This window comes from Micromonospora polyrhachis, from assembly GCF_014203835.1.
GTDB classification, from domain to species: Bacteria; Actinomycetota; Actinomycetes; order Mycobacteriales; family Micromonosporaceae; genus Micromonospora_H; species Micromonospora_H polyrhachis.
In genome coordinates this window covers 1,994,490-2,018,908 of record NZ_JACHJW010000001.1, presented here as the reverse complement: position 1 = coordinate 2,018,908, position 24,419 = coordinate 1,994,490, and the positions used below count along the sequence as shown (strand labels likewise).

The following is a 24,419-nucleotide window of genomic DNA, read 5'->3' as shown; positions in this document are numbered from 1 at the left end:
CCGGGGTTCCACCTCGTACAACAGGTGGAGCCTCGGGTCTCGTCGGTTCTGCCCGCCACGGTTCACAGCAGCTGGATCACCGTACCGAGCCAGGTGCCCTGGCGGCGTTCGAGCCGGAACGCCATCGCCCAGCTCCGACCGGCGGCATGCAGCACCGCCGCCGCTTCCGCCACCCCGGGTCGGGGTTCGCAGACCCGAAGCAGGCGGAGCCGGACCACGTCGGCGGGGCGATTGATCTGGCCGGCAGGACGATTGACCGGGCCGACAGGACGATTGACCTGGCCGGTGGGGCGATTGACCGGGCCAGGCTGCGCGGCCATTCGGCGGTTGCCGACGGCTAGCTGACCGATGATCGCGGTGGCGTCGGCGGGCTGGACCAATGGCCGGATCTGGTTCGCCGGTCGGTAGCCGTTGAGGATCTCCAGACAGGTGCCGAGGAACCGACGGGCCGCCTGTCGGGCCGCCGTCGAAGCGGTGGCCAGCGCCTCGACCGGCAGTGTGGGCGGGCCCGTGGGTAGGGGTGGGCCGCCCGGTGGTCGTCCCCGGCCGGGTCGGCTGCCACGGGCGGAGGTCAGCTCGAAGGGCAGCTGGTCGGTGGAGCCACTGGACCAGGTCGGCGGGGTGGAGTCGTCGTCGTAGGGCGGGTCGAGTGGTGGTGCGGCACGCAGCCGTACGGCTGGACGGACTGGGGGCCTGGACCGGACGGCGCGCATCCCGCTCCTCGTGATCTTGCGTTTGCCTTCGTTTGCCTCCGACAGGCTCTATTTGTAGCCAACGTGATGGCAGGCGTCAATGCGGTCGGTGATAGAGGTCAGGCTCGACCGCGGCAATCGCGGGAAATGCGGCGATCTATTACTGATCTGGCTCGCGTTCGACGAGAGGGTTGCTCCGTACCCAGTCGGCGGTCTCGGCGTACTTCTGCTCGATGTACTCCTCCAGCCGGGCGCGTTCGACCCGCCACTGACCCCGGCCACCTACCTTGATCGCGGGCAACTCGCCGCTGCGCACCATGTGGTAGACCTGCGAGTCCGACACGTTCAGCTCGGCGGCCACATCGGACAACTGCAGGAACCTGGGCGTCACATGCACTCCCGGGGTAGTGGGCGGTTGCCCCAGTTTGCCATCGACCACCTGGTTGCCTCCACGGCGAAGGCCCGACCTGGGGCGGCGCTGGACACACCCGGGACGGATGAGTTTGGCGGCCGGGCCGGTCCGGTGTAGGACAGGGGACGGTGTCGTACGTGGTCGGCACCGCGCGGCCGAGGCCGTGCGCAACGGCGAACCAGGAGTCCTCCAGTGGTGTCACAGCAAGCCGTCCGGGTGTATATCCCGGCCACCGTTCCGCTCCTGGCCGAGCTACGGCGGGTCGGGGTGCTCACCGTCGCCGAGGCGCACGCCGTCACGCCGACCCTGCGGGAGTGGTACGCCGAGGGGGACGAGGAAGAACTGGAGTACGTCGCCTTCACCCGGGCCGCGCAGAGCGCGCTGCGGCTGTTGCATGCCGACCCGGCCGCCCCGCCGCGGCGGGTGGTGGTCTCGGTGGACCTGCCGGCTGATCGGGTGCACCGTACCGACACGGAACTCGGCTCCAGCACGGTGCGGGTGGATGGCCCGATCGACCCCCGGTCGGTCGCCGCACTCCACGTCGACGGTTCGGAGGCGGTCGACGCCGTCGCCGCTGCCACGGCGGTGGTGGAGCAGGCGCTGGCCGGTGACCCGGACGCTCAGTTCACCGTCGACGGCACCGAGGATCACGAGTTGGAGTGGTACGACGTCTCCGAACTCGATCTGTTGCTGCACGAGGCCGGCTGAGCGTGCCCTGCACGAGGCGCACGAGGCCGGCTGAGCCGGCTCGGCCCAGGTCGGGGTTTAGTCGCCGTGCGGGCGGCCAGCGCCGACCGCAGGTTGCTTCTCGGGCTGCGCCGGGTCCACCTCTCCCGCCTCCGCCACGGGATCCGGCGCTGCCGGACGCAGGGTACGGCCGAAGGCGATGAGGGCGACGAACCCACCCACGAAGAGCACCCCGAGCGCGTAGTCGACCCGAGAGGTGCCGAGCATGCTCTGCACCGCCCGGTCGGCTTCGCTGAGCGCACCGGCCAGTTCCAGCACCCGGGCCCCGGCGGTCCGGGTGAGTATCTCCGCGATGACCAGCAGCAGGCCCGGCCCGGCACCCGCGACCAGGTAACCGGTCCAGCGCAGCGGGGCGTACCCGGGGTCACGGGTCAGCACCCGGCGCCGGGCCCACCGCAGGTAGCCGAACGCGACCAGACCGGCGACCAGACCGCTGATGATCCATCCGGTACGGGAGTACCAGTTGGCGGCGGCGAGTCGGGACGCCTCGGTCTCGCCGGCACCGTACAGGTCCATCAACGGGCCTTCGAAGAGGTTCAGCACCGGGGCCACCACGTACGCCGCCAGGGCGGCGGTGACCACCGCGCCAACCGGTGGCGCGTTGCGCAGACCTCCAGCGATGCCACCGAGGGTGGCCGCCGCGGCGGCGGTGCCGGCGAGCACCATGATCGTTGGGCCGTCACCGTAGCTGAGGGTCACGGCGAGCGCGGCGAGTAGGCCGGTGACGAGACCGCCACCGACCGCCCCGGCGAAGCGTGGCGTGGCCCGGGTCACCCCCCAGTGCGCCAGCAGGTTGGTCAGGGTGAGCCCGACGGCGGCACCGCCGATCAGGCTGGCGGAGATCACCCCGGGCAGCGCGTACGCGGTCGAGGTGATCGTCATCGCGTCGACGCTGGACGAGGAGATGGTCCGCTGTGCCGACCAGAGCATCGCGGCGAGCCAGGCGACGGCGAGAACGGCGAGGATGCTCGCGGCGGGGGCGCCGACCACTTCAGGATCTTCGGTTGGGGACGACGCGTCGTCGTCGGCCACCAGGACCGGATCGTCCTCGGCGTCCGGGTCGTCCGCGCCGGTCAGCTCGGCGTCCGGGTCGTTCGCTCCGGCCGGCTCGGCTGCGGTCGGGTCGTCCGCCCCGGCCGGATCGGCCGTGACCGGGTCGTCCGCCTTGGTCAGCTCGGGCTCGATCGAACTCTCGGGGTGCGGGACCTCGGTGGCACCGGACTGCTTCGTCATCTTCTCCCCTTCAACGGGTGCCCGGGTCGCCGCACCGGTCTGGCGGTGGAGACGGGACACGGCGTTCGTGGGCCGCCGGCTGTTCAGCGTACGCGGGCATCCTGTGTGGCCCGCGCGGTGCCGGTCCGTGCGGGTGCCGGGGTGACACCGCCCGGTCGTGGGGTCGGACATGTCGGCGGTCGATGGGATGATTGGCGCGGGTCCCGCCGTGTCTCCGACCAACCTTGGGGCCGGTAGCGGCGGATCCGGGTTCGTCATCGTCGTCGAGATCGACCAGGAGCCTGTGATGGACGGTGTCTTCTCCGTACCGGAACCACGCAACGAACCGGTCCGCGACTATGGGGCCGGGAGCACCGAGCGGGCCAGCCTGCACCGGCGGCTCCGGGAACTCGCTACCGACCAGCTGTCGTTGCCGATGACCATCGGCGGTGAGCAGCGGATCGGCGGGGGCGCGGCGATCGATGTCGTGCAGCCGCACCGGCATCAGCACGTGCTGGGGGTCACCCACAACGCAACCAACGCGGATGCGCTGGCGGCGGTGACGGCCGCCAAGGAAGCCGCCCCGATGTGGCGTGATTTGTCCTTCGAGGAGCGGGCTGCCGTGTTCCTCCGCGCGGCGGAGTTGCTCGCCGGGCCGTGGCGGGACACGCTCAACGCCGCGACCATGCTCGGGCAGTCGAAGACGGTCATCCAGGCGGAGATCGACTCTGCCTGCGAGCTGATCGACTTTCTGCGGTTCAACGTCTCGTTCGGCCGGAAGCTGCTGGCCGAGCAGCCGGCCTCCGGGCCCGGCACGTGGAACCGGTTCGACCATCGGCCGCTGGAGGGGTTCGTCTACGCGATCACCCCGTTCAACTTCACCGCCATCGCGGCGAACCTGCCGGCCGCGCCGGCCCTGATGGGCAACACCGTGGTGTGGAAGCCGGCACCGACCCAGCAGTTCGCCGCGCACTTCACGATGCGGTTGTTCGAGGCCGCCGGCCTTCCACCCGGCGTGATCAACATGGTTACCGGTGACGGGCTCGCGGTATCCGAGGTGGTCCTGGCCGATCCGGACCTGGCCGGCATCCACTTCACCGGGTCGACGCGGGTGTTCCAGCAGTTGTGGCGAACGGTCGGGCAGAACATCGCCAACTACCGCGGCTATCCGCGGCTGGTCGGCGAGACCGGGGGTAAGGACTTCGTCGTCGCACACGCCAGTGCGGACGTGGACGCCCTGCACACCGCGCTGATCCGGGGAGCCTACGAATACCAGGGACAAAAGTGCTCGGCCGCGTCTCGGGCGTATCTGCCCCGCTCGCTCTGGGAGGGTGGGCTGCGGGATCGGCTGGTGGCAACCGTGGAGTCGCTGCGGTACGGCGACGTCACCGACTTCACCAACTTCGGTGGCGCGGTGATCGACGCTCGGGCGTTCGCTCGACAGGCCGCCGCGCTCGACCTGATCTCCAGTGCCGGTAGTTGCCGGATCCTGGCCGGGGGCAGCGCGGACGACTCGGTGGGCTACTTCGTCGAACCGACCCTGTTCGAGTGCGACGACCCGGAGCACGAGTCGTTCGCCACCGAGTACTTCGGTCCGCTCCTCGGCGTGCACGTCTTTGACGATGTCCGGTTCGAGGAGGTGGTGCGGCAGGCCGAGGCGGTGGCCCCGTACGCGTTGACCGGCTCGATCTTCGCGACCGACCGCCGGGTGGTCGACTGGGCGGCCGGGGAGCTGCGGTACGCGGCCGGGAACTTCTACGTCAACGACAAGCCCACCGGGGCGGTGGTGGGGCAGCAGCCGTTCGGTGGGGCCCGAGCGAGTGGCACCAATGACAAGGCTGGCTCCTGGCACAACCTGATGCGATGGATGTCACCCCGGACGATCAAGGAGACCTTCCTGCCGGCGACGGACCACCGGTACCCGCACATGGGCTGAGCTAGTGGAGGTGTCCGGCGGCAAATCCCCGATCGGGGCAGCCAGCCGGGGAATCGCTCGGGCGGCCCGCGTGGTCCCCGGCGAACTGCTCACGAGATCCGTTGGATCTGTCTAGCCTGATTGGCGTGATGCGGCGAATGGTACCATTTGCGGTAGTTTGCCCGTTGGGGCAGCCTGGGGTGCCCCGGGTCAGCCTTGGCGTTGTTCGGTGGTTCTGGGCGTGAGTCGCCCCGTCGGGGCGCGTCTCGTCACGCGCCGTTCGATAGACCCACTTCGCTCGAATATATCGATCGTCCTCACCGGACAGTCCGCCACAGACAGTGCACATAGGAACACGACCCGGTGGTGATTGTGTCAAATCCTGGACGGAGCGACTGCAAAGTGGCAGCGTATGGGGCATGGCGGAATCTGGAATCAACCCAACCGCAGCCGCGCTCCTGGGGCTGCTCCACGAAGGACCGATGACCGGCGGGCAACTGATGGCTGCCGCCGAACGTCGGCTCGCGCCGTTCTGGTCGATGACTCGCAGTCAGGTCTACCGGGAACTGCCAGCGTTGGCCGAACAGGGCTACGTCCGGCTCGGGAAGCCCGGTCCCCGTTCCAGCCAGCCGTACGCGATCACCGCCGCCGGCAAGCGAACCTTCTCCCGCTGGCTGGTCGAGAACCCCACCGGAGGTACGGTGCGCAACCCGATCGCCCTGCGGGTCGCCTTCGGTGAGCAGCACTCGGGTAACCAGCTGCGCAGCCTCTACGCCACGGCGGGGGAATACCACACCGCGGCCCTCGCCAGTGCCCGTGAGCAGGCCAAGGACGCGAAGAAGGCGGGGGACGCCTACGGGGCCGCCGCCCTGGAGTTCGCTGTCGCCTACCACAAGGCCGCGCTGTCCTGGTTGAAGACCGCACCTACCGGCTGATCGACCGCGAATGGCGGGCTGTCCGGCTGGGTGGGGGTCGACGACGGCGTTGGTGGGGTCGATGGTCGTGGCAGGTGCCCTGGTCTCGGACCGGGCCACGTACTCTTGACTGTCGTGACCGCTGCCGATTACGCCGAACAGCTCAAGGACCTCGACGCCACGCTGCGCAACATCGAGGCAGTGCTGGATCTTGACCGGCTGCGCCGGGACAAGGTGAAGCTCGAAGAGGAGGCCTCCGCGCCGGACCTGTGGGACGACCAGGCCCGTGCCCAGCAGGTGACCTCCAAGTTGTCGTACGTCAACGGCGAGATCAGCAAGCTGGAGACCCTGCGTTCCCGGCTCGACGACGCGCACGTGCTGCTGGAGCTGGCCGAGGCCGAGGGTGACTCCGGCGCCCTGACCGAGGTCGAGACCGAGATCGGCGGGTTGGGCAAGGCGATCCAGGAGATGGAGGTTCGTACCCTGCTGTCCGGGGAGTACGACTCCCGCGAGGCGCTGGTGGCGATCCGGGCCGGTGCCGGTGGTGTCGACGCGGCGGACTTCGCGGAGATGCTGCTGCGGATGTACCTGCGCTGGGCCGAGCGGCACGGCTACCCGACCGAGGTCTACGAGACCTCGTACGCCGAGGAGGCCGGGCTCAAGTCGGCGACCTTCGCGGTCAAGACTCCGTACGCCTACGGCACGCTCAGCGTCGAGTCGGGTACGCACCGGTTGGTGCGGATCAGCCCGTTCGACAATCAGGGGCGGCGGCAGACCAGCTTCGCTGGTGTGGACGTGCTGCCGGTGACCGAGCAGACCGACCACATCGACATTCCCGAGAACGAGATGCGGATCGACGTCTACCGTTCGTCAGGCCCCGGTGGGCAGAGCGTGAACACCACCGACTCCGCCGTCCGGATCACCCACATTCCGACCGGGATCGTGGTGACCTGCCAGAACGAGAAATCGCAGCTACAGAACAAGGCGTCGGCACTGCGGGTGCTCCAGGCCCGACTGTTGGAGCGCAAGCGCCAGGAGGAGCAGGCCAAGCTCGAAGGACTCAAGGTCGACGTGGCCGGTTCGTGGGGCGACCAGATGCGGTCCTACGTTCTGCACCCTTATCAGATGGTGAAGGATCTGCGAACCGAGCAGGAGACCGGCAATCCGACCGCCGTCTTCGATGGCGAACTGGACGCCTTCATCGAAGCGGGAATCCGCTGGCGGAAGCAGCAGCAGCTCGAAGCCGAGGCGCGCTGATCCGAATCGGGCTCATGCCAGGGCCGTTGACCAGGGAATGCTCCCTTCCCGACAAACCGGGCGGGGAGCATGGGCGTCGGACTTGGCGTTTTTGTCACAGCGCGTAGACTCACCACCCGTGATTCAGCTTGAGCAAGTGACGAAGACGTACCCCAAGGCGTCCCGGCCATCGCTGGACAACGTTTCGGTGTCGATCGAGAAGGGTGAGTTCGTCTTCTTCATCGGTCCCTCCGGCTCCGGTAAGTCGACGATCATCAAGCTGCTGCTGCACGAGGTCACGCCGAACAAAGGGCGGGTCGTCGTGAACAGCCGCGATGTCACCGCGATGCGCTCCTGGAAGCGACCAGCCTTCCGACGCTCGATTGGCTGCGTGTTCCAGGACTTCCGGCTGCTGCCGAACCGTACGGCTTACGAGAACGTCGCGTTCGCGTTGGAGGTCATCGGCAAGACCAAGGCGGTTGCCCGGCGGGTGGTGCCAGAGGTGCTGGAACTGGTCGGGCTCGGCGGTAAGGAACACCGCTACCCGCACGAGCTGTCCGGTGGTGAACAGCAGCGTGTCGCCGTGGCCCGGGCGTTCGTGAACCGGCCGCTGATCCTGCTGGCCGACGAGCCTACCGGAAACCTCGACCCGGACACCTCCATCGAGATCATGCGCCTACTGGACCGGATCAACCGCACCGGTACGACCGTCGTGATGGTCACGCACGACTCCAACATCGTCAACCAGATGCGTCGCCGGGTCATCGAGATCGAAAGCGGTCGCATCGTACGTGACCAGGCCCGTGGCGTGTACGGGTGAGCCGGCTCTGCGGCGCGCCGACCGGTTGGCACTGACCCGACCTCCGTTCGGCCCGGAGCGTCACCCCTAGGTCCGGTGACGCGGAGGCCGGATTCCGGTCGATGACGACGAACAACTCTTTGCGGAGATCCGGAAGGAACCCCCGATGCGCTTGAAATACGTCCTGTCCGAGGTGCTCGTCGGGCTTTGGCGCAACGTGACCATGACCATCGCGATGATCATCACGATGGCGGTGTCGTTGACCATGCTGGGTGCCAGCGGCCTGATGTATCTGCAGGTCAACAGCATGAAGGAGTGGTACTTCGACAAGTTCGAGGTGGCCGTCTTCCTCGACATCTCGATTCCCGAAGCGCAGCGTGTCGACCTCGACTCGCAGCTGAAGGCCGATCCGCTCGTGGACGAGGTGCGGTACGTCTCCAAGGAGGAGGCGTACGAGCAGTTCAAGGACATGTTCCGGGACGCCCCGGACCTGGTGAACAACGTCAAGCCGGAGCAGTTGCCCGAGTCGTTCCGGGTCAAACTGAAGGACCCCCAGCAGTACGAGCAGATCTACCAGGGCTTCAAGGACAAGGAGGGCGTCGAGGAGATCGTCGACCAGCGGACGCTCCTCAACAAGATCTTCGCCATTCTCGGGGCCGTACAGAAGATGGCCCTGATCGCCGCCTCGGTGATGGCGATCGCCGCGCTCCTGCTGGTCGGTAACACCATCCAGGTCGCCGCCTACAGCAAGCGCCGCGAGGTGGCGGTCATGAAACTGGTCGGCGCCTCCAACTGGTTCATCCAGGCACCATTCGTGCTGGAGGCGGTGGTGGCCGGTCTGATCGGCTCGATCCTCAGTTTCGGTGCCCTGGTGGTGGCCAAGGTCTTCCTGCTCGACGGGTCCCTGCGAGACCTGACCACGTTGCTGACCCCGGTGGAATGGAGCAGCGTGCTGCTCATGTTCCCGCTGATGGCCGGCGTCGGTGGCCTGTTCAGCGCGCTTACCGCCTGGGTCACCCTGCGGTTCTACCTGCGGGTGTAGCTTCGCCCTGAGGTGAAGGAAGGGCCCCTTCCGCGGCAAAAAGCGATAACAGGGGGCCCTTCCTTTCGGGGTAGCATGGCGCGGCTGTCCGGCGAGGAGCGGAAGGGGTGGGGACGCAAGATGCCACGGGAGAAGGGGCGGAAGGTCGTCGCCTCCAACCGGAAGGCGCGTCACGACTACGCCATCCTCGACACCTACGAGGCGGGCCTGGCGCTGACCGGAACCGAGGTCAAGTCCCTACGCGCCGGTCACGCCTCGCTGGTCGATGCCTTCGCTCAGGAGCGCGACGGTGAATTCTTCCTGTACGGGATGCACATCCCGGAGTACACCCAGGGCACCTGGACCAACCACGAGCCTCGGCGTACTCGCAAGCTGCTGCTCAACCGGATCGAGATCAGCCGGTTGACCGGCAAGCTCCAGGAGACCGGGCTTACCCTGGTGCCGCTGGCGGTCTACTTCTCCGACGGCTGGGCCAAGGTGGAGATCGGACTCGCCAAGGGCAAGAAGTCATACGACAAGCGGCAGGACCTGGCCAAACGGGACGCCGACCGGGAGATACGGCGGGCTGCCGGCCGTCGCGGCAAGGGTATGGAGTGAATCGACCAGCCCGTTGCGTCGAGATCAGCCCGTCACGTGTGAGACCAGCCGGTCGGGTGTGAGATCAGCTCGTCAACTCTGAGACGTTCATCACATTTGCGGGTTTTTGTCGGTTCAGTCGGCCGGTCCCGAGGTCGACCCGGCGATATCCGGGATGAGATCGAGCGTCGGAGGCGTTAGTCTTGGATAGCTGCGACAGACAGTGGCAGCCAACTAGGGGGTGACTGGTTTCGACTTCGTACGTTGCGGCAGGGGAAGCGAGCCGAGGAAGCCGACGTCGTCTCGTGAATCGGTCGTCGGAAACCAATAAGCGCCAAGCAAAATCGCGCTGACTTCGCTCTCGCCGCCTGAGGCGAGTAGCAAGTCTGTCGGCCTGGGAGTGCCTTCGACCCAGTCTGCCGGCATCAGCTAGAGGGCTGGCCAATCGAACCCGGTCGCGGGGTTCGTGCGGCGAGATCAATCAGCGACTGGGCCCGTCACACCGACTCGCTCGCGTGATCGGAGGGGCCGAGTAGAGGCATAGCGAGCTGCGCTCGGAGAAGCCCTGACAAGGCGCCGAAGGACCCGGGTTCGATTCCCGGCACCTCCACGGACGATACTGCGGCCCCGGTCATTTCGACCGGGGCCGCAGTGCGTTCCCCTCTTCAGAAGGGGCCCGGTCCCCCCTCCAGCGGGTCTATTCACCCTTTCGAGGGTCTCTGTCCGGCCGGTGGAACCGGGTCAGGGGCGATCACGTCTGACCTGACATGCGCCGGTTCTCGGCCCTGCTGGGCCTTCCGTTCTTGTTGACGATCGCCGCCTGCGCGCAGCAGGCCGGACCCACCCCCGCCGACTCGCTGCCGGACCGAGGTGCGGCCGGCTTCGAACAGCGGGCTGTGGACGTCGCGACCGCCTGGCAGGCCGCCCCGAACCGCCAGCCCTGGCAGACCGGGTACGTCCCGTTGCAGGACGCCACCGTGTTGCCAGCCGACCCGAAGTTCTCCGACGACACCCGGCAGGCGTTCCTCGCCGGTTGGTACCGCCAGCAGATCGAGTTGCCGTCGACCAGCCCGGCCGATGGCACCATCAAGTTCCCGGACGGCACCCTCACCGTGCCGCTGGTCAGCGCCGTTGACGCGTACCGGCAGATCGACCAGGGTGACCCACCACGATGCCCGGGACGGCCGGCGACCCCACCGCCGACCACCACGACCGGGCCGGACGGCAGCGTCAGCTCGGAGCCGAGCACTGCGTGTATCCCGTTGACCGTGACCGGGGCTCAGCTCGGCACCGTCGCCATCCGTACCAGTCGGGGCGAGGCCCAGGTGCCAGCCTGGCTGTTCACGGTCGAGGAACTGTCCTCGCCGGTGGCTCGGGTGGCGATCGCGGCCTCGGTGGTCGCAGCGGTACCGTCGCCGTCCGTGGCGCCGGTCCAGCCCGGCACGGAGCTCGTCTCGGCGCAGAGTGTCGCCGCCGTGGAAGGAAACAAACTGACCTACCGGCTCGGTGTAGGTGCCTGCGACAAGGACATCACCCCGTTGGTGCTGGAACGCGACGACACGGTCGTGGTCGGCGGCCGGGTGACCCGGCCGAGCGGGGTGTGCACCGAGCAACTGGTGATCCATCCGGTCACGGTCACCCTCGACACGCCGTTGGGGGCCCGTACCTTGCTCGACGCGGTCACCGGCGCACCGTTGCTGCTCACCCACAGCTGACCCCGGCGCGCACCGTTGCTGCTCACCCACCGCTGACCCCTTCCTTTACAACAGGCCAGGTCAGCGGCCGGCACCCTCCAGGATCGGCGGCACCTCGGTGCTGATCGGTACGGCGAGCACGGTGGGTCCGTCGGCGGCCAGGGCGGTACGCAGTGCTTCGCCGATCTCGTCGGGCGTCTCGACCCGGCTCGCCCGGCATCCGAAGCCGGTCGCAATCGCCGGGATGTCCAACCCGGGTAGGTCCAGACCGGGCACCCCGGGCGTGTGCTTGAACTCGGCGAACGCCTTCAGGATGGCGTACTGCGAGTTCACCGGCACGACGAACACCACCGGTAGTCGGTGCTGCGCGGCGGTCCACAGCGCCTGGATCGAATACTGGAAGGAACCGTCGCCGATGACCGCGATGACGGGGCGGTTCCGGCCGGTGTCCCGCTCGCCGAGGGCGATACCGATCGCGGCCGGCAGACCGAAACCCAGCCCGCCGCTGGCCATGGTGAAGTAGGACGCGGGGCGGGTGATCGGCAGGTACCGGCGTAACGCGGTCAGGTTCGACGGGGTCTCCTGCACGAGTACGCCATCCGTCGGCCAGTTGCCGGCCAGCGTGGCGAAGAGCGCCTCCGGCGACAGGGGCAGCCCGTCGGCCGGGGCCGGTGCCGGCTGGCGGGGTGTGGGCATCGGCCGGTCCGAGTCGGGAAGCAGCTCGGCCAACTCCGTACAGGTGAGTGTCGCGTCGGCGAGCAGGCTGTCGCCGACCGGGGCACGGGCCGCCTCGTCCGGATCGTCGGTGACGTGCAACAGTCGGGTGCCCGGGGGCAGGTAGTCGCCAGGCACGTAGGGGTAGTAGCGGAAGACCGGTGCCCCGACCACCAACACCAGGTCGTGGCCGCGCAGCCGCTCCGCGAGCGGCCCGATCGCGTACGGCAGGACGCCCTGGAACTGCGGGTGGTCCTCGGGGAAGCCGGCCCGTTCCGGGGCGGGCGAGGACCACACCGGGGCGCGTAGCTTCTCGGCCAGCCGTACCGCCGCTGGCCAGCCGCCGCCCCGGTCCACCGCCGCGCCGGTCACCAGCAGCGGCGTACGACTTCCGGCGAGCAGGTCGGCGAAGTGCCGTAGCCGTTGCGGGTCGGGGGCGATCCGGGTGCTCACCTGACGTACGACGGGGGTGCCGTCGGCCGGCTGGTACCAGTCGTCCAGGGGCAGGGAGAGGAAGACCGGCCCGGCGGGCGGCTGTACGGCCATGGCGTAGGCACGCATCACCGCCGCCGGGATGTCCTGGGCCCGGACCGGTTCGTAGCTCCACTTCATGTACGGCTGGGCCAGTTCGGTCGCCCGGGGACTGGTCAGTCGGGGTTCGAGCAGCAGCATCGGGCGGGCCTGCTGTCCGGCGGTCACGATCAGCGGGGTCTTGTTGTGCCAGGCGGTGACCAGGTTGCCCATTCCGTTGCCGGTGCCCGGGGCGGTGTGCAGGTTGACGTGGGCGGGCTTGCCCGTCGCCTGGGCGTACCCGTCCGCCATCGCGACCGCCGAGGCCTCCTGGAGGGCGTGTACGTAGGTGAAGTCGGCGGGGAACTCCTGGAGGAAGGGTTCCTCGGTGGAGCCGGGGTTGCCGAAGACGGTGGTCAGGCCAAGGTCGCGCAGCAGGTCGTAGGTCACGTCTCGCACCGTTGCCATGACCGCCCCCCCCACCTTCGGCGCACCGCAGCCATCCGCGATTGCGTTTCACATCACCCTAATCGGGTGTAGCGGAAGAATGGGGCAGTCCGCTCAGGGCAGCTCGAACGATCCGGGCGGCTTGAACGATCGGGGCAGCTTGAACGATCAGGGCAGCTTGAACGATCAGGGCAGCTTGAACGGAAGTGTGATGCCGTCCAGCGCGTGGCCGCACGGGCAATCGCGGGTGAGTGGCAGTGCGGTGATCGCGTCGAGCAGCAGTTCCCGCAGCCGGACACTGTTCTCCCCGAAGACCCGGAACACCTCCTCCTGGGTGACCCCGTGCTCCCCCTCCACCCCGGCGTCCAGGTCGGTGACCAGGGCGATCGAGCTGTAGCAGAGGGCCAACTCACGGGCCAGCACCGCTTCCGGATGCCCGGTCATGTTCACCACCGTGCCGCCGATCGCCGTGTACCAGCGGGACTCGGCCCGGGTCGAGAAGCGTGGACCCTCGACCACCACCACTGTCCCGCCGTCGGTGGCCTCGATGCCCCGTTGGCCGGCCGCCGCCAGCAGCGTGCTCCGGCCGGTCGGGCAGTACGGGTCGGCGAAGGAGACGTGCACCGCGCCCTGGTCGTAGTAGGTCTGCACCCGGCCCGAGGTCCGGTCGATGAGCTGGTCGGGCACCACGAACGCACCCGGGCCGAACTCCGGGCGCAGGCCACCGACCGCACACGGGGCGAGAATCTGCCGTACGCCGATGGAGCGCAGCGCCCACAGGTTCGCCCGGTACGGGATCAGGTGCGGTGGGTGGCGGTGATCCCGACCGTGCCGGGGCAGGAACGCCACCGTACGGCCGCCGAGCTCGGCGATCGTGATCGGGTCGGACGGTGCGCCGTACGGTGTTTCGACGGTGTGTTCAACCGCCTTGTCCAGTAGGGCGTAGAGCCCGGAGCCTCCGATGACGGCGATTTCTGCTACAGGACCCATGGGCCTCCCCTTCGTACACGATCCGTCTGGCCGCCTCCAGACCTTAACCACCGCCAGTCGGACAAGTAGGGTGCGATGCATGGCGTTGACAGCGCGCATGGTGACCATCGACTGCGTCGATCCCGGACAGTTGGCGAAGTTCTGGGCCGAGGCGGCCGGCTACGAGCTGAGATGGCAGCACGAAAACGAGTTCGTGATCCTTGGTCCACCCGCCGACGACGACCGGGTGAAGATCGGTCTCCAACGGGTCGCCGAGCCCCGGGTCGGCAAGAACCGGGTGCACGTCGACTGGTTGGCCGACGACCCTACGGTCGAAGTCGCCCGGCTCGTCGGCCTCGGGGCGACCGTCCTGCGAGACCCGAGCACATCGGGGCTGACCTGGACGGTGCTCGCCGATCCCGAGGGCAACGAGTTCTGCGTCTCGGAGCACGGATAGCGGTGTCCAGCATGCATGGGGAGGGGCAGGCGATCGGGGGACGGTCCATGGAGTCGATGACCGGGCGGCTGCTGGTGGCTACGCCCGCGCTCAAGGATCCCAACTTCGACCGCACCGTGGTGCTGCTCGTCGCGCACGAGGCAGGCGGGGCGTTGGGCGTCGTACTCAACCGGGCGACGGAGGTGGCGGTCTCCGACGTACTCGGGGAATGGGGTGCGTTGGCCCGCGACCCGGCGGTGCTCTTCGAGGGCGGGCCGGTCCAGCCCGAGTCGGCGATCTGCCTGGCCCGGATGCGTACTCCCGTGCGTCGGTTGAAGGGCTTCCATCCGATCTCCGGCTCGATCGGTACGGTCGACCTCTCCGCCGACCCGGACCGGCTCCGGGAGGGTGTCAGCGGGATCAGGGTTTTCGCTGGCTACGCCGGCTGGTCTCCGGGTCAGTTGGAGGCGGAGATCTCCGGAGGGTCGTGGTTCGTGCTGGACGCGCTGCCCGGGGACGCGTTCGTGGAACGGCCGGACGACCTGTGGCCGATGGTGCTGCGCCGGCAGGGCGGGATCATGTCCGCCGTCGCGCACTTCCCGGCGGATGTGGCGCTGAACTGACCCGGCTAAATGCCACGAAACGGGGCGAACCGGGCGGCAAATCGGTGGGGGACCCCTCGAAGATGACGAGGCCGCCGAGCATGTGTAATATTCTGCGCGGGCCTGAGAGATCAGGACGACACCGAGAGGTTAGAGGCAACCGCCGCTGATGTCGAGGTAACCAGCAGGGGGCCGTGGCGCAGCTGGTAGCGCACCACACTGGCAGTGTGGGGGTCAGGGGTTCGAGTCCCCTCGGCTCCACCCTTGGTCGATACCCTGGTCAGAATCCGAACGGACTGACCAGGGTATCGACGTTTATAGGTGGCAATGACGACAATGGTGGCGCACGCAGGTATGGCTCCATCACTTCGAGTGAGCCTGCGCAAGGCGCCCTGCCTCGGGCTGGCGGGTCGACAACCGGAAGGGCGGCTAAGCCCCGCCGCGCAGCGGTCGGAAGAAGTCTCGCAGGTCGTTGGCGAGCACGTCGGGTTCCTCCAAGGGTAGGAAGTGGCCTCCGCGGGTCGGGCCGCGCCATTGGCGCAGGTCACGATAAACGCGCTCGGCGTACTCGCGGGGGTAGTCTCGGTCCTCCATCGTGAGCCGGACTCCTGCTGGCACGTCAACATTCCTGAGGGGCGGAGTTCGGGAGTCGTCGTAGTAGGGCCTGAAGGATGAGCCGATCGTCCCGGTCACCCAGTACAGAGTGATGATGGTGAGCAGAAGGTCCTTGCTGAACCGAGATTCCGTGTCGCCGTCGCAGTCGCTCCAGGCCCGATACTTCTCCACGATCCAGGCGGCTAGGCCGGCGGGGGAGTCGAGCAGGGCCGCAGCGAGGGTGTCCGGTCGGGTGCTCTGGATGGCGGCGTAGCCATCATCGCTGCCGTCGCGCTCGTTCGATCGTACTTTCAGGTAGGCCTGCTCGGCTGCGGACAATGGGTGGGCGCCGTCGAGCACGGGGTGCAGGTTCGGATGGTGGGTGTGGATTCCGATCACCCGCTGTGCGTGTCGGGCACCGAGGAAGCCGGTGACATGGGAGCCGATGTCGCCGCCGTACGCGCCAAAACTGGAGTAGCCCAGGACATCAGTCATCAGCCGGGCCCATAGGTCAGCAACTACGGGAGGGGTCACCAGGCCGTGGATCGGCAGGTCCGAGAACCCGAAGCCGGGCAGGGACGGCACGACGACGTCGAAGGCGTCGCCCTCCTCGCCGCCGTAGGCGGTGGGATTGGCCAGCCGCGCCGCTAGCGGCAGCATCTCCACGAAGCTGCTGGGCCAGCCGTGGGTGAGCACCAGCGGCAGCGGGGAGGGGGTGCGGCTGGAGGTTGCGGCGCGTATGTGCACGAAGTGCACGCATCGGTCGTCCAGGGTGGCGGTGTAGTGCGGCACTGCGTTGAGTTCGCGTTCCCGGGCACGCCAGTCGAAGTCGCTGCGCCAGTAGGTCACTAGCTCGCGTAGGTAGTCCGGGTCCGTGCCGGCACGCCACCCGCTCGCAGTGGTGCGGGGAAAGCGGGTGCGCGCCAACCGTTCGTCCAGGTCCGCCAGCAGGTCGTCGGGGACGTCGATGGTGAATGGCACAGCTTGTGGCAGGGACAACATGAAGAGCGCCTCCGTGACCTGGGACGGATGGGATTCACGTTCCCCAGGTCAGCTCGCCATGTCGGCTCGCCCGATGGCTGCAAGGGAAGTGACTTGGATGCTACCGACCACGAGGCTGTCTGAGAAGTGTTCAATCGTGGGTCGCGTGCGGGTAGATCAAGAGTCGGCCGGATGCGCCACCGCCTAGCCAGGAGCGGGCCCGTGGAGACGACGATGACCCCGCCCGTATGGTGGACCGGTGTCATCGGTCAAGCAGATCCAAGTCACCTTCGACTGCGCGAAGCCGGAGCGCGTCGCTCGGTTCTGGTGCGAGGTGTTGGGGTACGTCGTGCCGCCGCCCCCGGAGGGGTTTGCTACCTGGGACGACTACAACCGCACGCTACCGCCTGAGCAGCGCGATTCGGGGTTCGTATGCATGGATCCCTCAGGCGTGGGCCCGCGACTGTACTTCCAGCGTGTACCCGAAGGTAAGGTCGTCAAGAATCGGCTGCATCTCGACGTGCGGGTCGGCACCGGGCTCAAGGGTGAAGAGCGCCTGGCCGTACTTGAGGCCGAATGCGCACGGCTGGTCGCGCTCGGCGCGGTACGCGTGCGACTGCTGGCTGCCGATGGCGAGAACGAGTCGTGCCTCGTGATGCAGGACATCGAGGGCAACGAGTTCTGCCTCGACTGAATGGCCGCCAACGTGCCGATTTAGGCGCTGATTCATCGTCACCGGCCATCCGCCGGCTACTTGTGCAGCTTGCCCCTCGATCATCCACACCCTCGGTCCGGGTGGTGTCGGGTCGGCAGATCATCGTGCCGCCAGCACCGCCGCCACTTCTGCGAGCCGTCGTGGGCGTAACAGGTGGCGTCGACCGCTGGCGCGACATTCGTTCAGAACGATCGCTAGCAGAGGGAGTTGACGTACCGCCTGGTCCGGCGGACCCGCCGCCGTCGCGGTGCGCCTGGTCCGGCGGACCGTTGCTGTCGCCGTGTGGCCGGGGCGAGGGATGCGGGAGGGGGAGGTACCCGGATGAGATGGTTCCGGGTGGCTGTCGAACGGCTGCGGCAGGACTGGCTGCAGATCGTCGCGGTGACCCTGGCCGCCACCCTCGCCTGGGTCCTCGCCGCCGACCTGTTCAAACAGCAGCGCCCGTTCTTCGCGCCCGCCGCCGTCCTGATCGTGCTCAACCAGGCACGCGGCCAACGACTGCGGCGGGCTGCCGAGATTGTCGTCGGCGTGGCCGCCGGGGTCCTCGTCGCCGACCTGGTCATCCCGGCGCTCGGCCACCGCAGCGCCTGGGCGATCTTCGTCGTCATCGTGGTGACCATCAGCCTCGGGGTGGCGCTGGGGGCCGGTTCCACCACCATGGTCCAGGGCACGGTCTCCGCGCTCTATCTCGTCGTGATCCCGCCGCCGACGCACTCCCTGGTACCCACCCGTTTCGTCGACGCGTTGCTCGGCGGCACCGTTGCCCTGGTGCTGAGCCAGGTCCTGGCTGCACGCGCGCCACTCGATCCGTTGATCAGCGAGGCCCGTCGGGCCTTCGACGAACTGGCCGACGCGCTGGCGCAGATCGTCGAAGCGGTGCAGCGGCGGGACGAGTCGGCTGCGTACGCAGCCCTAGAACGGGCGCGCGGGCTGGACGTCGACGTGCAGCGGCTGCGCACTGCCGTGCGGGCTGCGGCGGAATCGCTCCGGTTGGACGTGCGCCGTCGGCGGCACCTCGACCAGGTGCGCGCCGTCGAGGCGTCCAGCCAGCACGTCGACTACGCGGTACGGAACGTACGGATGCTGGCCCGTGTCGGGGTCACCCTGACCCGCCTGCCGATGGCGGCGCCGCCGGATCTCATCGCCGCGGTGCGGCATCTCGGTGATGCTGCACGTGCCGCTGGCCACGCACTCGCCGCCAGCATCACCGACCATGGCCGGACCGTCGACCGGTACGCCGATCAGGCCCGCGAGTCGGCGCTCGACGCGGTACGTACCGCCGGCCGGCTGTCTGGCGACAGCCCACCGCTGCCGGTTGTCATGATCGTCGGCCAGGTTCGGGCGACCGCGATCGACCTGTTACGCGGCGCGGGTGCCGAGAACAAGGGCGTGCTCGACGCCATCGACGAGGCCGTCGGGTTGCCCCGCGCGTGACTCTCCGCTTGGACACGAGGAGACGGCGATAAGCGTTTGTCGCGGGCCGGCGCTCCGGAGCAGGATCGGCTCGTGAGGATGCATGCCGACCAGGTCGACGTCAGGGCTGACACCGTTGCTGGGCTCGTAGCGGACCAGTTTCCCCGGTGGCGTGCACTTCCGGTGCGTCCGGTCGCCTCCCACGGCACGGTCAACGCCCTCTTCCGCCTCGGCGACGAGATAGCGCTGCGCTTTCCGCTGCAACCCAGCCTTGACCCCGAACAGCGTGACGCACTGATACGAGAGCAGGAGAACGCGCGCCGGATCGCTGCGCACGTACCCGTCGTGGTGCCGGAACCGCTCGCCCTGGGGGAGCCGGGCGAGGGTTACCCGGGTCCGTGGAGCGCGTACCGGTGGATCACCGGGGAGAGCGCGGACCGAACGGAGGTGGGCGATTCGGCGGCGTTCGCCCAGAACCTCGCCGGATTCGTCCGTGCCCTCCACGGCATGGACACCGACGGAGGGACGTGGAACGGCCGCAGTCGGGGCGGTCCGCTGCACACCAGGGACGGGGACGTGCGTGCCGCGCTGGCCGAGAGTCGCCACCTCACCGACACGGTCCGACTGGCCCGGATCTGGGCCGACTGTCTCGACACGCCACCACACGCCACCGCCGACAGGTGGATTCATGCCGACCTCATGCCGGGCAACCTGCTGGTACGGGACGGCCGGCTCGCCGCCGTCATCGACCTCGGCGCGGTGGCTGTCGGTGATCCCGCGGTGGACCTCATGCCGGCGTGGAACCTGATGACCCCCGCTGCCCGCAAGGTCTACCGTCGGGAACTCGGGGTGGACGACGCCACGTGGCAACGTGGGCGCGGCTGGGCCATCGTCCAGGCGATTGGAGCGCTGTCGTACTACGTCGACACCAACCCGATGATGGCGGACATTGCCCGGCGCACCCTGGATGCCGTACTCGCAGACGGCTGACCCGAAGCCCGGACCGCCTGTGGGTGTGCGACCTGACGGGGGTATCCCGAATTAGCCAGCCATGACATCCCATCGTCAGCACGCCGGTGGCGATGAGCGGGATGGCGACGAACAGGAAGATGCCAATGCTGGTGAGGACCTGCCGAAGCGCCAGCGAAAGCTGTCATCGTCCAACAGGGTCCATATGCCCGCACCCAGTACGGCGACGACCACTCCGAGTGCATACAGAACCAGGGCTTCGAGTAGACCACGTCGTGCTGCCACCGTCGGCTCCTCTCAGCCCTGGCCGTACCGATTCCGGTGGCCCTGATGAATGCGGCCGTCGATTCGGGCGGGCGGCAGCCCTTGGACATGGAGAAGGCTAGCTGGCCAAGGCAAAGCCAAGGGGCGACCGTGTGGGCAGTTCGTCAGGGGACAGTCCGGTGGATGGCTGGCGGTCCGGTGCGCTACACTGACCTCGCCTTTAAACCAGTTAGTTGAAAATGGTGCGTCGATGCCGCTCGACACCCTGTCCAGAGTCTTCGCTGCCCTCGCCGATCCGACGCGTCGTGACATCGTGGCCAGGCTCTCGACCGCCGACGCCACGGTCAACCAGCTCGCCGAGCCGTACCGGATGAGCCTGCAGGCGGTCTACAAGCACCTGCGGGTGCTGGAGGAGGCGGGTGTGGTCAGCCGGCCACCGGGCCCGCAGCCACGCCCGGTGCATCTGGAGACCGGAGCGTTCGACCTGCTGGACGAATGGGTCGAGCGGTACCGGAGCCGGGCCGAGGAGCGCTACCAACGCCTCGACCAGGTGTTGGCCGCGATGCACGAGACCGACGACGAGGAGCGCCAGTCATGACAGAGGTGGAGGCGGACCCCAAGGTTCCCATCATCCGCATCATCCGCGACTTCCAGGCCACACCCGAGCGGCTACTACGGGCGCATACCGACCCGAAGCTCTTTGCCCAGTGGATCGGCCCCAACAGCATGCGCACTCGCATCGATCATTGGGACGCACGCACTGGCGGCAGCTTTCGGTTCGTCTCCATCAGGGACGACGTGGAGGCCGGCTTCCGTGGCAGCTTCCACGAGATACGGCCGGATCGCATTGTGCAGACGTTCACCTACGAGGGCGACCCGGACGGGGTGGCCCTGGAGACACTCTGCTTCGAGGACCTGGGAAACGGCCGGACCCGGCTCCGTACACAGATGCTCGTCGACAGCTTCGAGGGGCGCGACGCCTGGCTGCGCAGCGGCATGGAAGTCGGCATGGAGGACGGGTACACCAAGTTGGAAAGGATGCTCACCAATGGCACTGTCTGAACTCAGCCCCACGGAGCGGCACCGCCGCATCGCGGCCACGTTCACCGACCGCGTACATGGCGCCAAAGACTGGGACGCTCCCTCGCCGGTGGCCGGATGGACAGCCCGGGACGTGGTACGTCACCTCGTCGAATGGCTTCCCGGGCTGCTCGCCGCCGGGGCTGGCGTGGAACTGCCCGGCGGGCCGAGTGTGGACGACGATCCGGTCGCCGCCTGGCAGGCACACTGCGATGGGGTGCAGGCACTGCTGGACGATCCGGAGACCCCGCACCGGATGCTGGTCAACCCGCACATCGGCGAGGTACCGCTGGACCAGGCGATCGACCGGTTCTACACCTCCGACGTGTTCATGCACACGTGGGACCTGGCCCGCGCCACCGAGCAGGACGACCGGCTCGACGCTGATTTCTGTGCGGTACTACTGGCTGGATTGGAGCCGATCGAAGAGGTGCTGCGCATGTCAGGCCAGTACGGCCCACGTGTAGCCACCCCCGACGACGCCGATACTCAAACCCGTCTCCTCGGGTTCATCGGCCGTGACCCGTTCTGGATGCGCGCGTGAACCGATCACCGTTTCCCCGCTCCACCGGAGATCGGCCGCCAGGCACCGCACTGCTCCGCGCTGACCGGCTTTCGCCATCCCCGCCGACCTCAACCTGAGACGCTGACCTCAACCTGAGCCGTCACTGGAACACCGGGTACGTCATCTTGCTCGGATAACGTGCCTGGTGTTCCAGTGCGCCGTTGCCGTTGCCGTTGCCGCCGACGCCGACGCCGACGCCGACGCCGCTGTCGCCGGTGTCGCTGGCCTCGCTACGGAGAGCGGCACCCCACCCCGTACCATCTCTAGCGGATGGGCCAGCCCGTTGAGTGCGGGCGAGTGGGAGGGGTCCGGTGTTCGCGTTGCAGCCGAGGGGCGACCGGGCAGTGAGTTCCTGCTCCGTACGTCATCTTCCGGTCTGCCTGGCGAGCGCGAGAATAGACGCGGTGTGACCCGGCTTCGACGGCTTAGGTTGATCGGCATCGCCCTGCCGGTCCTCTTCATCGTTGCGCTGGAGCTGATCCGGCTCCCCGTCGTCAATCGACTATGGCCCGACCGGGGGCATTTGATCCTTGGTGTGCTGAGCATCTTGGCAGCCGCCGTCTTCGGTATCGCGATCTTCTTCTTCATCGACCGTGCATACCGGCTCATACTCCGGCAAAACCACCAGCTTGCGGTGGTGAACGCGGTATCGACGGCGGTCCGTGGAAAGTTGGGCGTCGATCAGATCATCGACGCGGCGCTGGAGGGGGTCCTGTCGTCGACCGGAGCCACCGAGGTGGCCCTGACCGCCGCGATGCCGGCGGACCGACTGCTGAATGAGGACGCGGTCACGTGGCACCGAGTCGCGACCGCCGACGCACCCTCGAACAGCATTGACCGCCCGACGGCGACACCGCCGCGTACCGTCGATGTCCCGCTGCTCGCCGGTGCCGCAGTCGTGGGCGTAATGTCCCTGCGTCTGGTCGACAGCGACGAACCCGGCCGGCTGACCTCCGACACGCTCCAGCACATCGGTCAGCAGGTGGGCAGCGCGATCCGGCGGGCGCAGCTCATCGCCGATCTTCAGCGACGTAAGCGCGAGGATCAGGCCATCTACCAGATACTTCTGCAGATCTCCAGTCAGGGTTCGCCGACGGCGACCTTGGCCTCCGTGGTCGATTCGTCGCGCGACCTGCTCGATGCGGACGAGGCGGGGCTCTGCCTCAACCAGGCCATATCCGGCCTCGTGCTGGTCGACACCACCGCGAACTTCGGGGCCGCGTCCGACGGGCTGGCCTGCATCGCGGGCGAGGGTGCTGCCCAGGCGTGTGGTCTCCGCTCGATGACGTGCCCGATCCGCACCCCGTCCGGGTACCCGGTGACCGTGTCGGTGCCGCTGCACGGGCCCGGCGGGTTGTTGGGGCAGGTCTGGGTCGCTCGACGCTCGGACAACCAGTTCAGCCGTCGAGACGAACGTTTCCTGGTCACCCTCTCCGAACTGGCCGTGGTGGCCCTCAACCATGCTCGGATGCTGGAGAACGAACGCCAGGGCGCGATTCTTGCCGAGCGCGAGCGGATCGCTCGCGAAATGCACGACAGCCTGGCCCAGGTGCTCGGGGTGACCCAGCTACGGCTGCGCGCGCTGGTTTCGCGGCCCGACCTGTCGGAAGCGACCGAGGTCCAGGTCGAACTGACGGATCTGATCGGTATCTGCCATGAGGCGTACTACGACGTCCGTGAGGCGATCCTGGGCCTGCGTGAGTCGAGCCGTACCGACCGCGCTCTGCTGGAGAGCCTGCGCGCCTATGCCGAGAAGTTCTCGCGGCAGAGCCGCATCGAGACCACGCTGGACAGCGCGCTGGACGGGGAGCTGGTTCTCACCCCGCAGTGCGAGGTGCAGGTGATCCGGGTGATCCAGGAGGCGCTGACCAACGTCCGGAAGCACTCCGGGGCGCGGTCAGCGGTCATTCGAATCAGCGAGACACCGGAGTTGACGATGTTTGTGGTGGAGGACGACGGGCACGGTTTCGAATCGGGAACTGTGCCGGCTGAGCGGGAAGGATTCGGGCTGCTTTCGATGCGTGAGCGGATTGAGCTGGTCAACGGTCGGTTGACGATAGACTCCATGCCCGGCCGGGGCACCCGCATCATCGTCGGCGTGCCCAGATCGCACCGCGTACTGCCCCTTCCCCTGTCGGCGGTTGAGGCATGAGGGCGGGCAACGAGGCACCCGAGGTGCCCGTACCGGTCCGGATCCTGCTCGTCGATGATCAACCGCTGTTCCGTCGCGCCATCGCCACGCTGATCAACGAGCAGGGCGACCTGACGGTCGTCGGCGAGGCCGTGAACGGCCTGGAGGGCGTGGAGAAGGCGCATGCCCTGACCCCCGACCTGGTGGTGATGGACGTCGAGATGCCGGTGATGGACGGCGTCCAGGCGGCCAGGCTGATCAGGGAGCAACTGCCCGCGATCAAGGTGATCATGCTGACCGTCTCGGAGGACGACGATCACCTGTTCGAGGCGATTCGGGGCGGCGTGCACGGCTACCTACTCAAGGACCTGCGGCCCGAACAGCTCTACGACATGCTGCGTTCGGTGATGCGTAACGAAACGCCGGTGTCGCCCGTACTCGCCAGCCGACTGCTTGCCGAACTGCGGGAGAACCCCCGCTCACGCCGCCCTTCGCCCGCCGCGCCAGAGCCAGCCGTCAGCCGGCGAGAATTGGAGATCCTGCAACTCGTCGCGGACGGCCTGACCAACAAGGAGATCGGACGCAAGCTGTCGATCACCGAGGGTACGGTGAAGAACCACATCCACAATGCGCTGCAGAAGCTGCAGATGGAGAACCGGATTCAGGCGGCGGCCTACATCGTCCGGCAGGGGCTCGGCAACCCGCGCCGCAGGTAGCGGGTCACCCGACATATCTACCCGCTGATAGAGCCGGTAGACCTTTCCTGGCCCGGATCTGTGTCGCTTCGGGG

The 24,419-nt window shown here is 68.0% G+C and carries 24 protein-coding genes, 1 tRNA gene and 1 other RNA gene; 20 read left to right on the top strand and 6 right to left on the bottom strand.

The window, feature by feature from the left end; translation table 11 throughout:
- Positions 1–62: 62 nt before the first annotated feature.
- Together FHR38_RS08300 and FHR38_RS08295 are read right to left on the bottom strand one after the other, a co-directional pair.
- A complete protein-coding gene (locus FHR38_RS08300) occupies positions 63–713 on the bottom strand; it encodes an Rv3235 family protein (RefSeq protein WP_184534121.1) in 651 nt (216 codons plus the stop codon).
- 139 nt (positions 714–852) lie between these two features.
- Positions 853–1,083, bottom strand: coding sequence for a helix-turn-helix domain-containing protein (locus FHR38_RS08295; protein WP_184534120.1), 231 nt, complete (start codon positions 1,081–1,083; stop codon positions 853–855).
- A 216-nt stretch (positions 1,084–1,299) separates the two neighbouring features.
- Between FHR38_RS08295 and FHR38_RS08290 the strand changes: the two genes are divergently transcribed.
- On the top strand, positions 1,300–1,812 hold the full coding sequence (locus FHR38_RS08290) for a DUF6912 family protein (RefSeq protein ID WP_184534119.1): 513 nt from the start codon (positions 1,300–1,302) through the stop codon (positions 1,810–1,812).
- 57 nt (positions 1,813–1,869) lie between these two features.
- Here FHR38_RS08290 and FHR38_RS08285 read toward each other — a convergent pair whose 3' ends face one another.
- Positions 1,870–3,084 carry a hypothetical protein gene (locus FHR38_RS08285; protein ID WP_246446381.1) on the bottom strand — a complete coding sequence of 405 codons (1,215 nt, stop codon included), beginning with the start codon at positions 3,082–3,084 and terminating at the stop codon, positions 1,870–1,872.
- Positions 3,085–3,370: 286 nt separating this feature from the next.
- Between FHR38_RS08285 and pruA the strand changes: the two genes are divergently transcribed.
- The 8 genes from pruA to FHR38_RS08245 all read left to right on the top strand — a co-directional run bounded on the left by pruA (position 3,371) and on the right by FHR38_RS08245 (position 11,260).
- On the top strand, positions 3,371–4,999 hold the full coding sequence (gene pruA, locus FHR38_RS08280; RefSeq protein ID WP_184539399.1) for an L-glutamate gamma-semialdehyde dehydrogenase: 1,629 nt from the start codon (positions 3,371–3,373) through the stop codon (positions 4,997–4,999).
- 398 nt (positions 5,000–5,397) lie between these two features.
- On the top strand, positions 5,398–5,913 hold the full coding sequence (locus FHR38_RS08275) for a PadR family transcriptional regulator (protein ID WP_184534118.1): 516 nt from the start codon (positions 5,398–5,400) through the stop codon (positions 5,911–5,913).
- Positions 5,914–6,027: 114 nt separating this feature from the next.
- Entirely contained in the window at positions 6,028–7,149 is a 1,122-nt protein-coding gene (gene prfB, locus FHR38_RS08270; RefSeq protein ID WP_184534117.1) for a peptide chain release factor 2, read from the top strand.
- A 118-nt stretch (positions 7,150–7,267) separates the two neighbouring features.
- Positions 7,268–7,948, top strand: coding sequence for a cell division ATP-binding protein FtsE (gene ftsE / locus FHR38_RS08265; protein WP_184534116.1), 681 nt, complete (start codon positions 7,268–7,270; stop codon positions 7,946–7,948).
- 145 nt (positions 7,949–8,093) lie between these two features.
- Positions 8,094–8,969, top strand: coding sequence for a permease-like cell division protein FtsX (gene ftsX, locus FHR38_RS08260; RefSeq protein ID WP_184534115.1), 876 nt, complete (start codon positions 8,094–8,096; stop codon positions 8,967–8,969).
- A 120-nt stretch (positions 8,970–9,089) separates the two neighbouring features.
- Positions 9,090–9,566 carry an SsrA-binding protein SmpB gene (smpB, locus tag FHR38_RS08255; RefSeq protein WP_184539397.1) on the top strand — a complete coding sequence of 159 codons (477 nt, stop codon included), beginning with the start codon at positions 9,090–9,092 and terminating at the stop codon, positions 9,564–9,566.
- A 216-nt stretch (positions 9,567–9,782) separates the two neighbouring features.
- Positions 9,783–10,158, top strand: a transfer-messenger RNA (tmRNA) gene (ssrA, locus tag FHR38_RS08250).
- A 154-nt stretch (positions 10,159–10,312) separates the two neighbouring features.
- Positions 10,313–11,260, top strand: coding sequence for a hypothetical protein (locus tag FHR38_RS08245; protein ID WP_184534114.1), 948 nt, complete (start codon positions 10,313–10,315; stop codon positions 11,258–11,260).
- A 60-nt stretch (positions 11,261–11,320) separates the two neighbouring features.
- On the opposite strand, the gene mdlC is transcribed toward FHR38_RS08245, so the two are convergent.
- Entirely contained in the window at positions 11,321–12,931 is a 1,611-nt protein-coding gene (gene mdlC / locus FHR38_RS08240) for a benzoylformate decarboxylase (protein ID WP_184534113.1), read from the bottom strand.
- Positions 12,932–13,096: 165 nt separating this feature from the next.
- Positions 13,097–13,900 carry an S-methyl-5'-thioadenosine phosphorylase gene (locus tag FHR38_RS08235; protein ID WP_184534112.1) on the bottom strand — a complete coding sequence of 268 codons (804 nt, stop codon included), beginning with the start codon at positions 13,898–13,900 and terminating at the stop codon, positions 13,097–13,099.
- Positions 13,901–13,979: 79 nt separating this feature from the next.
- Between FHR38_RS08235 and FHR38_RS08230 the strand changes: the two genes are divergently transcribed.
- The 3 genes from FHR38_RS08230 (at position 13,980) to FHR38_RS08220 (ending at position 15,178) form a co-directional block, all read left to right on the top strand.
- A complete protein-coding gene (locus tag FHR38_RS08230; RefSeq protein WP_184534111.1) occupies positions 13,980–14,336 on the top strand; it encodes a VOC family protein in 357 nt (118 codons plus the stop codon).
- A gap of 11 nt (positions 14,337–14,347) precedes the next feature.
- The gene (locus FHR38_RS08225; protein WP_184539395.1) at positions 14,348–14,938 is read left to right on the top strand and encodes a YqgE/AlgH family protein; all 591 of its coding nucleotides are present in this window, start codon (positions 14,348–14,350) and stop codon (positions 14,936–14,938) included.
- A gap of 167 nt (positions 14,939–15,105) precedes the next feature.
- Positions 15,106–15,178, top strand: a tRNA-Ala gene (locus tag FHR38_RS08220).
- Positions 15,179–15,346: 168 nt separating this feature from the next.
- On the opposite strand, the gene FHR38_RS08215 is transcribed toward FHR38_RS08220, so the two are convergent.
- Complete coding sequence (locus FHR38_RS08215; protein ID WP_184534110.1) at positions 15,347–16,513, bottom strand: epoxide hydrolase family protein; 1,167 nt, start codon at positions 16,511–16,513, stop codon at positions 15,347–15,349.
- 238 nt (positions 16,514–16,751) lie between these two features.
- Between FHR38_RS08215 and FHR38_RS08210 the strand changes: the two genes are divergently transcribed.
- The 8 genes from FHR38_RS08210 (at position 16,752) to FHR38_RS08175 (ending at position 24,345) form a co-directional block, all read left to right on the top strand.
- Positions 16,752–17,186, top strand: coding sequence for a VOC family protein (locus FHR38_RS08210; protein WP_184534109.1), 435 nt, complete (start codon positions 16,752–16,754; stop codon positions 17,184–17,186).
- A 342-nt stretch (positions 17,187–17,528) separates the two neighbouring features.
- Positions 17,529–18,641 carry an FUSC family protein gene (locus FHR38_RS08205; protein ID WP_184534108.1) on the top strand — a complete coding sequence of 371 codons (1,113 nt, stop codon included), beginning with the start codon at positions 17,529–17,531 and terminating at the stop codon, positions 18,639–18,641.
- Positions 18,642–18,719: 78 nt separating this feature from the next.
- Positions 18,720–19,610, top strand: coding sequence for an aminoglycoside phosphotransferase family protein (locus FHR38_RS08200; protein WP_184539393.1), 891 nt, complete (start codon positions 18,720–18,722; stop codon positions 19,608–19,610).
- Positions 19,611–20,103: 493 nt separating this feature from the next.
- Entirely contained in the window at positions 20,104–20,451 is a 348-nt protein-coding gene (locus FHR38_RS08195; RefSeq protein ID WP_184534107.1) for an ArsR/SmtB family transcription factor, read from the top strand.
- On the top strand, positions 20,448–20,915 hold the full coding sequence (locus FHR38_RS08190; protein WP_184534106.1) for an SRPBCC family protein: 468 nt from the start codon (positions 20,448–20,450) through the stop codon (positions 20,913–20,915). The genes FHR38_RS08195 and FHR38_RS08190 overlap by 4 nt, the downstream gene beginning before the upstream one ends.
- Positions 20,902–21,477 (top strand): TIGR03086 family metal-binding protein, encoded by a 576-nt coding sequence (locus tag FHR38_RS08185; protein ID WP_184534105.1) that lies wholly within the window; start codon positions 20,902–20,904, stop codon positions 21,475–21,477. The genes FHR38_RS08190 and FHR38_RS08185 overlap by 14 nt, the downstream gene beginning before the upstream one ends.
- Positions 21,478–21,928: 451 nt before the next feature.
- Positions 21,929–23,650, top strand: a complete 1,722-nt coding sequence (locus tag FHR38_RS08180; RefSeq protein ID WP_184534104.1) for a sensor histidine kinase — start codon at positions 21,929–21,931, stop codon at positions 23,648–23,650.
- Entirely contained in the window at positions 23,647–24,345 is a 699-nt protein-coding gene (locus FHR38_RS08175; RefSeq protein WP_184534103.1) for a response regulator, read from the top strand. Before FHR38_RS08180 ends, FHR38_RS08175 begins: the two co-directional genes overlap by 4 nt.
- The last annotated feature ends 74 nt before the right edge of the window (positions 24,346–24,419 follow it).

Excerpts from the sequence above, each read along its gene's own strand:
- FHR38_RS08300 (WP_184534121.1), bottom strand. The coding sequence starts at position 713 with ATGCGCGCCGTCCGGTCCAGGCCCCCAGTCCGTCCAGCCGTACGGCTG.
- FHR38_RS08285 (WP_246446381.1), bottom strand. The coding sequence starts at position 3,084 with ATGACGAAGCAGTCCGGTGCCACCGAGGTCCCGCACCCCGAGAGTTCG.
- pruA (WP_184539399.1), top strand. The coding sequence starts at position 3,371 with ATGGACGGTGTCTTCTCCGTACCGGAACCACGCAACGAACCGGTCCGC.
- FHR38_RS08275 (WP_184534118.1), top strand. The coding sequence starts at position 5,398 with ATGGCGGAATCTGGAATCAACCCAACCGCAGCCGCGCTCCTGGGGCTG.
- ftsX (WP_184534115.1), top strand. The coding sequence starts at position 8,094 with ATGCGCTTGAAATACGTCCTGTCCGAGGTGCTCGTCGGGCTTTGGCGC.
- smpB (WP_184539397.1), top strand. The coding sequence starts at position 9,090 with ATGCCACGGGAGAAGGGGCGGAAGGTCGTCGCCTCCAACCGGAAGGCG.
- FHR38_RS08245 (WP_184534114.1), top strand. The coding sequence starts at position 10,313 with ATGCGCCGGTTCTCGGCCCTGCTGGGCCTTCCGTTCTTGTTGACGATC.
- mdlC (WP_184534113.1), bottom strand. The coding sequence starts at position 12,931 with ATGGCAACGGTGCGAGACGTGACCTACGACCTGCTGCGCGACCTTGGC.
- FHR38_RS08235 (WP_184534112.1), bottom strand. The coding sequence starts at position 13,900 with ATGGGTCCTGTAGCAGAAATCGCCGTCATCGGAGGCTCCGGGCTCTAC.
- FHR38_RS08230 (WP_184534111.1), top strand. The coding sequence starts at position 13,980 with ATGGCGTTGACAGCGCGCATGGTGACCATCGACTGCGTCGATCCCGGA.
- FHR38_RS08225 (WP_184539395.1), top strand. The coding sequence starts at position 14,348 with ATGCATGGGGAGGGGCAGGCGATCGGGGGACGGTCCATGGAGTCGATG.
- FHR38_RS08215 (WP_184534110.1), bottom strand. The coding sequence starts at position 16,513 with ATGTTGTCCCTGCCACAAGCTGTGCCATTCACCATCGACGTCCCCGAC.
- FHR38_RS08205 (WP_184534108.1), top strand. The coding sequence starts at position 17,529 with ATGAGATGGTTCCGGGTGGCTGTCGAACGGCTGCGGCAGGACTGGCTG.
- FHR38_RS08200 (WP_184539393.1), top strand. The coding sequence starts at position 18,720 with ATGCATGCCGACCAGGTCGACGTCAGGGCTGACACCGTTGCTGGGCTC.
- FHR38_RS08195 (WP_184534107.1), top strand. The coding sequence starts at position 20,104 with ATGCCGCTCGACACCCTGTCCAGAGTCTTCGCTGCCCTCGCCGATCCG.
- FHR38_RS08190 (WP_184534106.1), top strand. The coding sequence starts at position 20,448 with ATGACAGAGGTGGAGGCGGACCCCAAGGTTCCCATCATCCGCATCATC.
- FHR38_RS08185 (WP_184534105.1), top strand. The coding sequence starts at position 20,902 with ATGGCACTGTCTGAACTCAGCCCCACGGAGCGGCACCGCCGCATCGCG.
- FHR38_RS08175 (WP_184534103.1), top strand. The coding sequence starts at position 23,647 with ATGAGGGCGGGCAACGAGGCACCCGAGGTGCCCGTACCGGTCCGGATC.